General features: G+C 62.3%; 17 protein-coding genes. 14 read left to right on the forward strand and 3 right to left on the reverse strand.

Annotation, left to right across the window (positions count from 1 at the left end):
* Positions 1-56 precede the first annotated feature (56 nt).
* The 6 genes from V1479_RS06495 to V1479_RS06520 are packed head-to-tail and all read left to right on the forward strand — an operon-like array spanning position 57 to position 4,406.
* The gene (locus V1479_RS06495) at positions 57-2,102 is read left to right on the forward strand and encodes a tape measure protein (RefSeq protein ID WP_368802197.1); all 2,046 of its coding nucleotides are present in this window, start codon (positions 57-59) and stop codon (positions 2,100-2,102) included.
* Positions 2,103-2,104: 2 nt separating this feature from the next.
* Positions 2,105-2,752 (forward strand): hypothetical protein, encoded by a 648-nt coding sequence (locus tag V1479_RS06500; RefSeq protein WP_368802198.1) that lies wholly within the window; start codon positions 2,105-2,107, stop codon positions 2,750-2,752.
* Positions 2,749-3,435 (forward strand): hypothetical protein, encoded by a 687-nt coding sequence (locus V1479_RS06505; protein ID WP_368802199.1) that lies wholly within the window; start codon positions 2,749-2,751, stop codon positions 3,433-3,435. Before V1479_RS06500 ends, V1479_RS06505 begins: the two co-directional genes overlap by 4 nt.
* On the forward strand, positions 3,432-3,869 hold the full coding sequence (locus V1479_RS06510; RefSeq protein ID WP_368802200.1) for a DUF6950 family protein: 438 nt from the start codon (positions 3,432-3,434) through the stop codon (positions 3,867-3,869). The genes V1479_RS06505 and V1479_RS06510 overlap by 4 nt, the downstream gene beginning before the upstream one ends.
* Positions 3,862-4,050, forward strand: coding sequence for a hypothetical protein (locus V1479_RS06515; RefSeq protein WP_368802201.1), 189 nt, complete (start codon positions 3,862-3,864; stop codon positions 4,048-4,050). Before V1479_RS06510 ends, V1479_RS06515 begins: the two co-directional genes overlap by 8 nt.
* A 41-nt stretch (positions 4,051-4,091) precedes the next feature.
* Positions 4,092-4,406: a hypothetical protein gene (locus tag V1479_RS06520; RefSeq protein WP_368802202.1), complete on the forward strand. Its 315-nt coding sequence runs from the start codon at positions 4,092-4,094 to the stop codon at positions 4,404-4,406.
* A gap of 239 nt (positions 4,407-4,645) precedes the next feature.
* On the opposite strand, the gene V1479_RS06525 is transcribed toward V1479_RS06520, so the two are convergent.
* Positions 4,646-4,912 (reverse strand): hypothetical protein, encoded by a 267-nt coding sequence (locus tag V1479_RS06525; RefSeq protein ID WP_368802203.1) that lies wholly within the window; start codon positions 4,910-4,912, stop codon positions 4,646-4,648.
* 75 nt (positions 4,913-4,987) lie between these two features.
* Here V1479_RS06525 and V1479_RS06530 point away from each other — a divergent pair, with 75 nt between their 5' ends.
* Genes V1479_RS06530 through V1479_RS06545 form a run of 4 tightly spaced genes read left to right on the forward strand, consistent with a single transcriptional unit; the run spans position 4,988 to position 10,300 of the window.
* Positions 4,988-8,455: a hypothetical protein gene (locus V1479_RS06530; RefSeq protein WP_368802204.1), complete on the forward strand. Its 3,468-nt coding sequence runs from the start codon at positions 4,988-4,990 to the stop codon at positions 8,453-8,455.
* A gap of 7 nt (positions 8,456-8,462) precedes the next feature.
* The gene (locus tag V1479_RS06535; protein ID WP_368802205.1) at positions 8,463-8,696 is read left to right on the forward strand and encodes a hypothetical protein; all 234 of its coding nucleotides are present in this window, start codon (positions 8,463-8,465) and stop codon (positions 8,694-8,696) included.
* Positions 8,697-8,699: 3 nt separating this feature from the next.
* The gene (locus V1479_RS06540) at positions 8,700-9,053 is read left to right on the forward strand and encodes a hypothetical protein (protein ID WP_368802206.1); all 354 of its coding nucleotides are present in this window, start codon (positions 8,700-8,702) and stop codon (positions 9,051-9,053) included.
* Positions 9,050-10,300, forward strand: coding sequence for a sialate O-acetylesterase (locus tag V1479_RS06545; RefSeq protein WP_368802207.1), 1,251 nt, complete (start codon positions 9,050-9,052; stop codon positions 10,298-10,300). Before V1479_RS06540 ends, V1479_RS06545 begins: the two co-directional genes overlap by 4 nt.
* A gap of 21 nt (positions 10,301-10,321) precedes the next feature.
* Here V1479_RS06545 and V1479_RS06550 read toward each other — a convergent pair whose 3' ends face one another.
* A complete protein-coding gene (locus tag V1479_RS06550; RefSeq protein WP_368802208.1) occupies positions 10,322-10,948 on the reverse strand; it encodes a class I SAM-dependent methyltransferase in 627 nt (208 codons plus the stop codon).
* Positions 10,949-11,168: 220 nt separating this feature from the next.
* On the opposite strand from V1479_RS06550, the gene V1479_RS06555 reads away from it, so the two are divergent.
* From V1479_RS06555 to V1479_RS06570, 4 genes are all read left to right on the forward strand, one after another.
* Complete coding sequence (locus V1479_RS06555) at positions 11,169-11,930, forward strand: peptidoglycan-binding protein (protein WP_368802209.1); 762 nt, start codon at positions 11,169-11,171, stop codon at positions 11,928-11,930.
* Positions 11,931-11,975: 45 nt separating this feature from the next.
* Positions 11,976-12,293 (forward strand): hypothetical protein, encoded by a 318-nt coding sequence (locus V1479_RS06560; RefSeq protein WP_368802210.1) that lies wholly within the window; start codon positions 11,976-11,978, stop codon positions 12,291-12,293.
* 36 nt (positions 12,294-12,329) lie between these two features.
* Complete coding sequence (locus V1479_RS06565; protein WP_368802211.1) at positions 12,330-12,503, forward strand: hypothetical protein; 174 nt, start codon at positions 12,330-12,332, stop codon at positions 12,501-12,503.
* An 80-nt stretch (positions 12,504-12,583) separates the two neighbouring features.
* Entirely contained in the window at positions 12,584-13,171 is a 588-nt protein-coding gene (locus tag V1479_RS06570) for a hypothetical protein (RefSeq protein ID WP_368802212.1), read from the forward strand.
* A 22-nt stretch (positions 13,172-13,193) separates the two neighbouring features.
* Here V1479_RS06570 and V1479_RS06575 read toward each other — a convergent pair whose 3' ends face one another.
* Positions 13,194-13,781 carry a hypothetical protein gene (locus tag V1479_RS06575; RefSeq protein ID WP_368802213.1) on the reverse strand — a complete coding sequence of 196 codons (588 nt, stop codon included), beginning with the start codon at positions 13,779-13,781 and terminating at the stop codon, positions 13,194-13,196.
* Between the last annotated feature and the right edge of the window lie 67 nt (positions 13,782-13,848).

A 13,848-nucleotide genomic window follows, 5' to 3' on the forward strand; every position in this document is an offset into this window, starting at 1 on the left:
AGTCTCTTGGCCATACCAACAGGACCTTTACCCGGATCGAAACGCGGGGCAAGCAGATGGAACGGCGGATGTCAGCTATCGGCGCTGGCATTGGCACGTCCTTTGCCAAGGCGCTCGCGATTGCGGGCGGCGCCCGGGGTATCCAGTCGCTGATTGATAGCGCCACTCGTATCGAGAACGCTCTTAAGGTCGCGGGATTGGAAGGGGACAACCTTCGCGCAGTTTATGACCGCCTTTTTCAGTCTGCGCAGAAAAATGCCGCGCCGATCGAGGCGATGGTGACGCTATATGGGCGGTTAGCTCAAGCGCAAGATTCCTTGAACGTCTCGCAAAACGAGATGACCAATTTTGTCGACAAGATCGGTGTTGCGCTCCGCGTTTCCGGAGCATCGGCGACAGAGGCATCCGGGGCATTGCTACAGCTGTCGCAGGCGCTTGGCGCGGGGATCGTCCGCGCGGAGGAATACAACTCAATCAACGAGGGCGCGCGCCCAATCCTTCAAGCCGTAGCTGCGGGTCTGAAGGAAGCTGGTGGCGATGTTGCAAAGCTCAGAAGTCTCGTCATCGACGGCAAGGTGTCGTCCGAAGCGTTTTTCCGAGCCTTTGAAGCCGGATCGGTCATCCTTGAGGAGAAGGTTGCAGGAGCGGAACTCACCGTCTCGCAACACCTGGTACGCCTTCGGAACGTCCTTATCGACGCTGCCGGGGACTTCAACAAAGGCAGTGGTGCGGCCGAAGCGTTCGGGAGCATGCTGTCCGAAGTTGCTGACATCGTAAGCCAGACCGACTTTTCGAAGATGGGCGAGGAGATCGCCAAGTACATCGGCTGGGTCAACGATGCGCGCATAGCCGTGATGTCGTGGCTCGAAGCCCACGGCGCGGCGCTAGGTCGAGATCTTGGCCTCGACAGCATCGGGGAGATGTTGACTGGCGGCGCGGCAGTGCGGCAGCTCGGTCCCTTGACCATTACTTCGAGTAAAGCTCTTCAACGGCGGATCGATGACGCTTTTGGCAGCGCGGTCGAAACGGCAGGCGGGCTGACCGAGCGCGCAATTCAAGATGCTTATCAGCGTCGAGGCCAATCGATCGCTGATGGAAAGACCAGACGCCTTCCCGAGACGGAAACAAAGCCGTCTACGGTTTCGCTCAAGGACTACGACCTGCCAGGAAAGGACAAGGGGGCGAAGAAGCGCGCCGACGATTACCAGCGCCTGTCTCAACGTATCGCCGAAAGCACTGCGGCGCTCGTCGCTGAAACCGAGGCGCAGCGTCAGCTTAACCCGTTGATCGACGATTACGGCTATGCAGTCGAGAAGGCGCGCGCCGAACAGGAACTGCTGAGCGCAGCAAAGAAGGCCGGACTGACGATCACACCGGCCTTGCGGAGTGAAATCGCCAATCTGGCCGATCAGTATGCTCTTGCTTCCGCCGAGGCCGCCAAGCTTGCCGAGGAGCAGGACAAGGCGCGCGAGAATGCCGAAAAGTGGCTCGGCGTCGGCCAGGACATGACGAAGGGGTTCATCGACGACCTGATCAACGGGAAGCCGGCTGCGGAATCGTTCGCGAGCGCAATATCCAAGATCGGGGATGCGCTGCTCGACGACGTGCTGTCGGCAATCTCCGACATCAAGAACGCTTCGGGCGGCGGTTTCCTTGGCTTCCTTGGGAGCCTGTTCGGCGGTGGCACGAATTGGGGATCGCTGTCGGCATCCGGCAAATACCTCTTCGACACAGGCGGTTACACCGGCAACGGCGGCAAGCATGAGCCCAAGGGCGTCGTCCACGGCGGCGAATACGTGTTCTCGAAAGACGCCGTGCAAAAGGCCGGCGTCGGCAATCTGGAGGCGCTGCACCGGAGCCTTAAAGGCTATGCCATGGGGGGCTATGTCGCGCCGACAACCGCGAGCATGGCGCGCCCCGCGACGGCATCCGGGCCACCACAACAGGTGAACATCGCGATCGACGTGTCCGGCGCGCGAGGCAATACCGAGATCATGCAGATGGTGGGTGAGGGCGTGCGCGAGGGCCTGCGGCAGTATGATCGCGAGGCTGGACCGTCGATGGTGAAGCGCGTCGTCAACGATCCGCGGGCGGTGGGCTGATCATGGCACTGACCTTTCCCGCTCCCGTCAGCTATATCGCCGATCTGCTGCGCGTGCCGCGCCGGACATTCCGGCTGGACGTGCAGCAGGAGCTTTCCGGCATAGGCAACGGCGATGTGCTGGCTGCCGAACTGGCGCCGACGCGGTGGGTTGCAGACGTCCAGACGAAGCCGATGCGGCCTGCCGCCGCGCGCGCGTTGCAAGCCCGGCTTGAAGCGCTCGACGGGTCGATCAACGCGTTCTACCTCTACGATCCGTGGAAATGCGTCCCGGCATCGGACCCTGGCGGCGTCATCCTTGGCGCTTCGGCGGTGACCATCAACACGATCGGCGTCGACAACAAGTCGATGTCGCTGGGTGGGCTGCCGGCCGGCTATGTGATCACCGAAAGCGACCAGCTCCATTTCGACTATGGCAGCAATCCGACGCGGCGGGCACTTCACCGCGCGCAGGAGACTGTGACAGCCAACGGGCTCGGCGTGACGCCAAATTTCGAGGTGCGCCCGCATTTCCAGCCGGGAGCGACCGGCGGTCTTGCCGTCACGCTGATCAAGGCTGCTGCCAGGATGGTGCTCGTGCCGGGATCGCTGTCGGTGCAAGGCGATGGGGGGCGCACGGTCATTTCCTTCCAGGCTGTGCAGCGGCCATGAAAGACGATCTCGACGCCAATACAATTGCCGCGATCTCCTCGCGAGAAGGGATTGCGCCTGTCCGTTTTCTCTGGATCAAGACCAAGAACCGCGAGACCGGCGCGCTGGAAACCATGGGTCTGTGGAACGGCTGGGACACGACCGACGTCCAGGTGCTCGATCCAGACACGCGGCTTCCGGTGACACGGACCTATCACGCCGGCGGCAGCGCGATTGAATGGCCTGCCGTGCCGCTGGAAACCGGGCTTGTTGTGCGAACGATCCGGTTCAAGCTGTCGCAGATCAGCCCAGCGGTGCAACTCGCTATCCGGGGCTACGACCCGAAGCACGCGCCGGTGGAGTATCACATCGGCTTTCTGGACACGAACACGAAGCTGATGGTGGCGCCGGCGCGGCCCATCTTCGTGGGCAAGGTCAACGGCTCCCCGATCACGACGCCAGCTGCCGGCGGGGAGGGCGGCATCGAGCTCGCCTGTGTGTCCGACAGCCGCGAGCTGACACGCACGAACCCGCTGAAACGCTCCGACGAGATGCAGCGGCGGCGCACCGTTGGCGGTGTCGAGGATCGCATCCGCAAATACGCAGACGTCGCCGGCGGCTGGCTGCAGAATGTCCACTGGGGGGAGACGAAGGCACCGCCCGCGCAGGCCAACGGCGACACACGGCGAGGCATCCTGCAATGAAGCGCTACAGCTTCTGGCGCGACGCACTGTTCCACTATGTGCAGGGCGTGGCCCGCAAGCCTTTCGCATGGGGCGATCATGACTGCGCGCTGTTTGCCGCCGGCGCCGTCGCGGCAATGACTGGCGAGGACTTCGGCGCTCCCTATCGCGGCAAATACAAGACAATGCGCGGCGGTCTGCGACTACTCAAGCGCAAGGGCTTTGCGGATCATGCAGCGCTTGCCGCGTCGCTGTTCGAGGAAATCCACCCGTCAAAGGCGCAGGTCGGCGACATCGCGGCGATCGAGGAAGACGGACACGTCGCGCTCGGCATCGTGCAGGGACCGCGCATCTATGTGCTGCGCCCCGGTGCGGCGGGCATAGGCACTGTCGGGCTGCTGGAAGCGAAGAGGGCGTTCCAAGTGCCGTTCAAAGAGGAGTTGCATCATGAGTGATGGCAAGGTCTCCCGCTTCAACGCTCTCTTCGCGGAGTATGAAGACGCCGCAAGCGCTTGGTTCGTCCAGGAAGAAGAGGGAGACAGCGCGCGCATCAGGGCGCGTTGCGAAGCTGAATACCTCAAAAAGCGCGCAGCTTTGATGGCGTTCGTCGCAAAGGCAATGGCCGAGAAGCGCTGAACCCGCGCCCCTAACCATTCTCCAACATCATAGGTGATCCCATGAAGCGCAGATCATTTCTTGCGATGCTCGGCCTTGCGCCGGTGGCTGGTGCGGCCGCGGCCGTTACCGTTCAAGATGTTGTGGCGGAGCCCAACTTCCGCATGCACACGGTAGCGGGGCCGGGCGGCTATCGCGCCGGAATAGGCTTTGAAACTCGCGCGACTGGCGATGGCGCGTACCGTTCCGCAAACCTGTTCATCGACGAGCAGCAAAAGTGGATTGCGGATGGAGTCCGCGACTTGATCGGTGACGCTCGCGCCATCGTGCGGCACGAGATCGACGGCGCCCCTGTCCCGTCGAAGGGGAGGTTTTAAGCATGGCAACAGGGTCCAGCGCACTGCCGGAGGTCATCACACCGGACATGGTCACTTGCGTTTGGGTTTGCCCCGATTTCGATGCAGCGCGCAAAGCCGCTTCGAGCAGTGGGCAACCCGAGCCGGAGATGACTATCCACCTCGAGGCTGCACCAGCGACACGCGACCATTGCGGGCGGGAAATCCAGATCCGCGATGAGCGCGGGCGTGTCGTCATGCGCCAGTGGAATCGGCGATAATTAGATCATTTCCGGATGCTCGCGCACCTGGCGCAAGTCGTCCTTCATCATAGCCAGTGCCTTGTCGTGGATGGCTACAAATGGCGGAAAATCTGGCGACGCGGGTTCGGTGTACATTCTCAGCGCCAGCTTCTCAAAAGCGTCCAGCGCATTCGGGCCGCCGTGTTCAACAATGGTCTTTAGTGCGAGGCGACAGAACGCTCCGTAGTTGCCTCCCAATGCAGCCAACCCCGCCAGCCGCACATCCTCGTCAGAAATAGCCGTCACGTCGATCCCTCCCGCCGTTGATGCGCCGATAGAACCACGGCGCAAAACCGCTGTCGAATCCACCACAGGCCGAACATGAAGCTTCTACGCATTGCCGCGTGGACCGTCTGGTTCATGCTCGGCTGGACTGCGCTCGCGCATGCCGGGCCTGTGGTGGCCGCGATCGGTGGTCTCATCGCCGCGATCAAGGCCAGCGCGCTCGTCCAGTTCCTCGTCGGCATAGCGCTGAAGGTTGGCGCTTCGCTGATCCAGCGCGCCATGGCCAAGCGCCAGCCGCAGCCGGGCATCAGCGGACAGCTTCGCGTCGGTGGCAACAACTCGTTCTCCTTCATCGTCGGCGACTACGCCACGGCCGGCTCGCTCGACTATGTCGGCACCTGGGGCCGGAGCGGCAAGACACCAAACGCTTACCTGACGCAGGTCGTTACCGTGTCGGACATGATGCAGGGCGGCATCAAGTCTCGCATCTTCATCAACAACGAACTGTGCGAGATCGACTTCGAGGCGACGCCGGTCGAGCAGGGCTACCCGGTCAAGGAATACCGCCGCAACGGCCGCGACTACATGTGGGTGAAGGTGCTGGACGGCACCCAGACCGAGGCCGATCCGTTCCTGCTCGACAAGTTCGGCTCCGATCCGGAACGTCCGTGGACGGCCGACATGATCGGCACCGGCTCCACGATCGTGATGCTGACGGCGCTGCTCAATCGGGAACTGCTGACCGCCATGCCGGTCGGACGCTACGAGCCGCTGCCGCTGCCGCTCTACGACCCCCGCAAGGACACGACCGTCGGCGGCGACGGGGCGCACCGCTGGGGCCAGCCCGAGACCTACGAGGCGACGGCCAACCTGCTGGTGATCGCCTACAACATCGAGCGCGGCATCTTCGCCAATGGCGAGAAGGTGTTCGGGCCGGGTGTGTCTGCCTCGCGCCTGCCGCTGCCGGCTTGGTTCGCGGCAATGAACGAATGCGACGTGCCGACTATTGTCGCTGATGGTGTCGGCGAGGTCGATCCTATCTACGAGCCGCAGTTCAGCGGCGGCTACGAGATCAAGGTTGCCGAGCACGAGCCGGCCGACGTGCTGGAGGAGCTCTTCAAGTCGTGCAACGGGCAGATCGCCGAGAATGGCGGCATCTACAAGCCGCATGTCGGCGCGCCGGGCCTGCCGGTGATGTTCCTGACTGACGAGGACTGGATCGTCACCGATCCGCAGGAGCTGGACCCTTTCAAGGGGCTGGAGCAGACCTTCAACGGGGCGACGGCGACCTATCCGGACCCCGAAGCAGCATGGGAGATGAAGGACGCACCGCAGCGTCTGTTCCCCGACTACGAGGCGGAAGACGACGGCAGGCGCCTGCTGGCGGATTTCCAGTTCAATGCTGTGTCGAGCCCGACGCAGGTTCAGCGCCTGATGCTGTCGATGGTGCGCGACGGTCGCCGCATGCGGTTCCATCGCGGCACGCTTCCGCCCGTCGCCTTCATGCTGGAGCCGCTGGACACGATCTCGTGGACCTCGGCGCGCAATGGCTACATCGACAAGCTGTTCCTGATCTCGTCGAAGGACGAGATGACCAACGTCAACCAGGGCGTTGCTGCGCAGGAGGTCGATCCCTCCGACTACAACTGGACGCCGGGCACGGACAAGCTGCCGTGGTCTGTCGGGCCGATCAATCCACGTTGGCCGGCGCCAATACCGGTTGCGGGGTGGAGCGTTGTCGCCTCGTCGATCAACGATGAAAGCGGCACGCCGCGCCGGCCTGCGATTGATCTTTACGCACCTGGCGACAACGACGACGTTCGGGCAATTCAGATCGAGGTCCGCAATGGCGAGGGCGAGTTGGTCTTCTCCGGCGAGACGCCTTACGGCGACGTTCTTGCGGACGGTCAGACGAAGACGTTCCGCCTTTCGGGGCAGTGGTGCCTGCCGGAGCAGCCTTACACGGTGCGCGGGCGCTTCTTGCCTTATAGCGGCCGTGAACTGCTCTGGACCGGCTGGATGCCCGTCACGACGCTCAACATTCGTTTGGGCGCCGGCGACATCTATCCAGACGGGCTTATCCCTGACCTGCAAGAGTTCATCGACGACGCGATCGACTGGATAGGGCCGGGCGTTCGCGAGCTGATCGACGACGCGCGGCGGCTGGTCGCGTCCCTGCTCGATCAGGAGGCGGGTAACTATCTCGATCGGCAAAGACTGCGGCAGGAAGTGCGCTCGACGCATGCCGACGCCAAGGCCTACGCGCTGTTTGAGATCGAAGCAGCGACCGGGCCGGGGTCCGCGCTGGCGCAGGCGCTCCTGTCGGTTCAGGTCGAGCTTGAGGACAAAGCGGACGCGGCTGCACTGCTTGCGCTGACCACGCGTGTGACCGAAACCGAGAACGGCCTGATCGCAGTCGGGCAGGCACTGCTCGATGTCGAGGCGGAGGTTGCCGAGAAGGCAGATGCCTCTGCTCTCCTCGCGCTCACGGTACGCGTCGAGGAGAACGAAGACGACATTTCGACCATCAGCCAGGCGCTGATCAGCGTGCAGGCTGAAGTCGCCACGAAGGCGTCTACATCTGCTCTGCTGGCGCTGACGACCCGCGTCGATGGCCACGACGACGATCTGTCTGCGATCAGCCAGGCGCTTATCGACATCAATGCCGAGATCGACAACAAAGCCGACTCCTCGGCGGTGTTGCTGCTTCAAGCTCGCGTTGACGACGTCGAGGGCGACGTCACGGCCATTTCCAACGCCGTCATAGCGCTGCAGAGCAACTACAACGACGTTTCGGCCAGCGCCAACTTTCGGATGACGACGAGCGCGGGGCCTTCGGGTTACGCGGCGCGCATTGGTGCGGAGGCAAGGACCGGTGGGGCGGGTACTTACCGTTCCGCTTCGTGGTTCCTTGACGTGCCGGCGATCACTTCGCAGCCCACGCGGTTTGTTATCTTGGCTCAGCAGACGGCCGTTATGACGGCAGCCGGCGTCGTGGCGGCCCTGTTTGACGGTGACACGACGTACATCAACAATGCCCGCATCCGGAACCTGACGGCGACGAATATCGATGTCGATGCGTTGACGGCCACTGTCGGCTTCTTCGACAATGTTCGGATCACCTCGTCGCTGCAGCTTGACCCTGGCGTCGTAATCGAGGGCACGATTGCGGCCGGCGCGGTGACCAATTCGGATGACGACCACCAGACCGGGAGCATAGGAGGCGGGGTCGGCGCAGGCGTTTGGGTTGACGTCGCGGCCATTACGATCGCCAGCCCATCAGGTAACGCCGTTTTCCTCTACACCACCGCGACGCTGACGCGAACAAACCCGACAGGCGGCGTGGACCGAGGATTCAGCATCAGGGTTCTGCGCGGCGCGACCGTGCTGCGTACAATCGGCGGAACCATCGCAAACAATGCCACGATTACACTAGCACCTGAATTGCGCATGGACGCGGCAGGGGCAGGGACGTTCACCTACAAAATCCAGATGCAGAAAGCCAACAGCGATTCCGTGTTCAGCTTTGACGCCACTATCATCGGTCAATGCGCCAAGAAGTGAGGCACCCATGACAACCGCACCCGCTGCGGCCGGCGAAGCCATGCCGGCCACCAGAACTATCCAGATCAATCCTGCCGTCGCGCTGGGCGAGAAACTGGCCTACATCCAGCACCTTGAGAACCGTAATCTCGCGCTGGCCCAGCAACTTCACGATACACAAGCCGGCAACGGCGAACTTGCCGCCAAGGTCGACGAGCTGACTGCCGCGCTCGTGGCGATCGAGACCAAGAAGAAGGGCTGACCGATGGCCACTCAACCCGACCTCGTCGGTACGGTCACGCTGACCAGCGGCTCGACGGCCTTCACGTGGGCCGGAACGTCTCTTGTTGCGGCCGACATTCGGCCCGGTGACCAGATCCTGCTGCCGGGCAAGGCGATGGTGTTGACGATCGCCACGGTGGCGACAACTACGACCGGGACGCTTACCGACAACTGTCCGGCGGCAGCAGCCGGGGCGGCGCAGGCCGCGCGTGTCCGCTATCAGTCCGACCTGTCGCGCACCGCTGCACAGACGCGGCAGTTGATCGAACGCATCAGCGACGGTAACGAGATCGCCGCGACGATCAATCTAATGTCACTGCCACAGGCCGATGCATGACTATTCGCGTTTTCGTTTCTGGCCAATCAAACGCGCTCGGGCGTGGTTTCGCCGGCCCTGATTGGTCCGCAATCGATAGCCGCGTGCGGGTGTGGAACAACGTCAACCCGCTTGGTTTGAATGGGAGCGCGTTCGTGTCGGCACCTGCCGCACGAATTGCCGGCACTTTCCAGTTGGAGGACAGGAACAACGCGGCTGTCTGGTTCGCCCATCGCCTGGCCATTGTCCGTGATGATGACGTGGATGTAACGCTCGTAGCCAGGAGCGGGGCACCAATCTCCAATTGGGCTCCCGGCGAGGCTACCTATCCTCTTCTTCAAGAGTGCATTGATGTCTATGCGGCGACCGGCCAACCGCCTGCCGACGTCTTCATGTGGCATCAGGGCGAGAGTGATGTTTTTGCGGCGTCAGCAACATATCGATCGGCGTTTCTCGACCTGCTAGCGAACCTGACCGCCGCCGACGTGATCGACTCCAATACCATCGTGATCGTTGGTGGGCTACTTGAAGACAATTCATCACGGATCGACTTCAATAACAATGCGCTCAAGGCGCTGGCAGCAGAGAACGCACAAATCTACTACTCCAGCTCCGCAGGACTCACATCAGAAGATGAAGTCCACTTCGATGGAAATTCACTATATTATATGGGCGTCGAGCGATACTTCGCGGCCTATGCGGAAGCGGAAGGTTTCAATATGGCTGATTTGTTTGCATTGGTAAATGAGGGCGGGACGCCGGGCGTTCCGGGCACGGGGGAAAACAAGCTCTACAATTTGCTCAACCTCGCCCTGATCGGCATGGGCAAGAAAAATGTGACGCTCCCGCCCGACTTCGATGGTGCGCTGCCGGGCGACAATTTTCTGACGTCAGCCATGGTCGCGGCCGGTTCGGTCGTCGAGCACGGGACTACGGCAAATGGAAGCTTCGTTCGGCTTGAGAGCGGTATTCAGGTGTGCTGGCACATAGTCCAGCTTGCATATTCGCAAGGTGGGTTGCTGAACGCGCTTTGGACCTTTCCAAAGGCGTATAACGCTCAGCCGGCTGTGCTCTGGACGGGCGGTGCGAAAGCCACATTGCAGACGGGAATGACGGCCGCAGAGAAGGGAACCAGTTTTACTGAAACATTCCCGACCTCTGGGCAGGAGTTGGTTTCCACCAATATTCGGATGGTCAATTCGGCGACTCCATTCACTTCCGGCGACACCTACGGCGCGTCCGTGCTCGCTATTGGCTTCTGGAAGTAGTTGGCGGATGTTGGCTGACACCTAACACTCGGGAGACCTCAAGACGAGATAGTGGTGGTCTCCGGGGAACATCTCGCTGACGAGCACTTCAAAACCCAGCCGATCAGCCAATCCCAGATAGTCATGTGGGAATACATGCTGGTTCAGCGGCTTGTCGTGCTTCCGCATCTCCAAGAGTAGCAGATGTCGCGCCACCCGCCCTAGTTCCGCGAGGGCCGGTTCGATCTCCTCTGGGACGGTGTGCAACAGCACTTTGCTCGTCACTGCTACATCGAAAGACCGGTCTTCGAACGGTAGTCTATCCAATCGCGCTACCGACGCCGAAAAAGGCGCGCCGATATCAGCGCTCGTCTCTTTAGCCCATTCGATTGCGGACGGAGCCTGGTCAACGCCGGCAGCCTCCATGCCGAGCTCGTTCCAGAGGTAGAACCACAGCCCAACGCCACATCCCGCGTCGAGGACAGAACGCCATCCGAAACGGGCGACCTGCTGCATGATCCATTCGCGCTGGTGCGCACGGTCGCGGAAGTTTGGTGTGGAATAGGGCGGCGGTCCGCTGATTACGGCATAGCTTTCTGACACGACGACACCGGTCTGGCGTCGTTCAGCGCTGCGCTGTTCCCAGTAGGCCCTCGGGTCGAAATCCATGCGTCTCCTCCATCGCCAGATGGACTGAATACGCCATCAGTTCTTGGCAGACAACCAGGTGCCCAAGCGCATCAGAACACGAAGGTTCGTCCGACAAAAAGGCCGGCACAGGGCCGGCCGAAGAGTAAGGTTCTAGAGGGGTTGTCGAACAGGACGTGGGCGGTCCTGCGCGCACTCAACCCCCAAGCTCTCATTTCGTTCCAACCACACAGGATTTGCCATGACCACGCTGCTCAAGCGGGGCTCGCGCGGCGCTGCCGTGCGGGACCTTCAGACTATGCTCAATTCCGCCGGCGCTTCGCCGCGTCTTTCGGTGGACGGTGATTTCGGCCCCGCCACGGATCGCGCGGTGCGGGCCTTCCAGCAGAAATACGAGCTCGTCGTGGACGGCCTCGTCGGTCGTCAGACGCTGACCGCGCTGAAACAGGCGACGACACCGGCAAAGCCCGGACGGCCGGAGCCCGACAAGTCGGCAATGCAGGATGGCGTGCCGGCACCGGAGCGGCGCATTGCGGTGGGCAAGCGGCCTTCGAATGCGGACGGCCTGCACCTCGATCACACCGCGCGCCCGATCGACGAGATCATCATCCACTGCGCAGCTACGCCGGAAGGCAAGGACTTCACCGTTGCCGACATCCGCGCATGGCACAAACAGCGCGGCTGGTCGGACATCGGCTATCACTATGTCGTCTATCGCGACGGCCGCGTGATGGAGGGGCGGCCGGTTGGCCAGGTCGGCGCCCATGTTTCGGGCCACAACACCGGCACGATCGGCATCTGCTACATCGGCGGCGTCTCAGCCGATGGGAAGACCGCCAAGGATACCCGCACGGCCGATCAGCGTTCGTCGCTGCTGTGGCTCGTGATGCATCTCGTTGCGCTGCACCGGGGCGTGAAGCGCATCTCAGGCCACAACGAGTATGCGGCCAAGGCCTGCCCGTCCTTCGACGTGCGCAAGGATCCGCTCGGCACGCTCGCCTGAACCCGCGCCCGGCGGCTCCGGGCATTCCCATGAAAGGCAATCACCATGCGCATGCTGTTCATCGCAGCAGCGGCGATGCTTTCGCTCGCCGCCTGTACAACCACCGACCCGACCACTGGCGAGCAGATCATCATCACAGACGTCCAGTCGGGCGCCAAGGCTGCCTGCCGGTTCCTGCCGACCGCAGAGACCGTGGCAGACATCATCGCCACTGACGATCCGCGTCTCGCCACTGCCTCCGCAATCGCCCGCGCGATCTGCGCCGCGCTCGACCCGCAGACGCCGGCCGGCATCATGACGCTCTACAAGGCGGCCCCGACGCTCAACGGCGTGGTGCTGCGCGGCGAGTTCGTCAGCGGGTAGCGCCAGAACATCCATCCTCACACGAAAGGAACTGACATGGACAAGATCTCAAAGGCCATCGCAGCAGGCGTCGGCGGCGCTGCGGCTGGCACCGTCGCCCTGCCATTTATGCCCGACGACACGCCCTGGTGGGGCTACCTCGCGGCCTATGCCGTTGTGACGCTCCTGCCGGCGCTCGTCACCTACATCGCGCCAAAGAACGCGAACTGAACCGCCCAGCGCCGGCTTCGGTCGGCGCGGCGACCTCATAGCATCGGGACATAGGGGCAGGGGCCTTGGAGCAAGACGACATGGCGAACGGCAACGACGCAGCGCGTCACTATCAGGATGCCATTACTGCCCAGATGGGCGAGCGCGTCACAAATCTCGGGCGACGCGTCACAGATATCGAAAGCGAGATGCGATCCGGTTTCCGCCAGATCGAAACATCGATCTCCCAGCTCTCCGCAACGCTTGCCGAGCGCGCGAAGCCGCAATGGCAGGCGATCGGCGTGGCCCTGACCTTCGCCGTCGTCATTGGCGGCATGGCCTATTGGCCGATTCGAGAAGCGACGGGCGATCTCAAGGCATCAATGGGCCGCATCGAAGAGCGGATGATCACGCGGCAGGAGATGGAGTGGCGACAGGCCCGCAGCCAGGAGGATCGCCTTCGCATGGAAAGCTCCATTGCCACCATTCGCGGCGAGCAAGTTCCGCGCGCCGAACTGGATCGGGTATGGTCGAGCTATGACCAGCGGTTCTCCGATCATCAACGGCAGATCGACGAAGTGAAGCAGGCGCAGAACAGCGTCTATGGAGCCCGTGATGTGCTGATCGACATGCGGGAAAGGCTGGACCGCCTCGAGCAGCAGCGCCGTGCGCTTGCGCCGCCGCCTTAGCCCTCAAATCTGATCCCAAAAATTAACACACCCCGCGGCCGAAAGGCGGCGGGGTGTTTTGCGTTTGGCACGGGCTTCTGCCCCATATCATGCTCATTCTGCCGCCCAGGCTGATGCGCGTTGCGATGACGGTATGCGGCTCGGCGCTCAGCGGGAAGGTGTTGCGCAGGATCCTGCCGCTCGGGAACACCCGCCAGCAGCGTCGCCGACCGACAACGGTAACGCGGTTGCCGGTCGTGTTGCCGCAGGCCGAGCAGCGGAAGCGTCTGGTCATGTGGCGAAGCTGGCCGGTCCACGACAATTCTTCGAACCGTTCGCGGCTCATTGAGATCGGCGCGCTGCGCCGGCAGAGCATGCAGTAGATGCCGAGCTGCCAATCCTCGCCGATGTCCCGGAAGGTGATGGCGAAGAACAGCTTGTGAGGGACGGCGTCAAAGAGAAGGTCGTGCGGCTGATCATTCATACGTCCTCGTTTCTGCCGCAACAGCGAGGACGTTATTCCTATGAAGGACGTGCCGTCAACGGTGACGCTGCGTCGACTGGGCCGAAAATTTTTGGACAGGCTAGCGTTTGCCTTTAAACTGGCTATATAGGGCGCGAATTGTGCCACCCGGTGCGCCACTGGTCGGGGCACTGGTTGAAGTCAGCACCTGAAAAAGTGCTGCACTTTCAATAAG

The organism is Neoaquamicrobium sediminum (genome assembly GCF_040970315.1).
Taxonomy (GTDB): domain Bacteria; phylum Pseudomonadota; class Alphaproteobacteria; order Rhizobiales; family Rhizobiaceae; genus Aerobium; species Aerobium sediminum.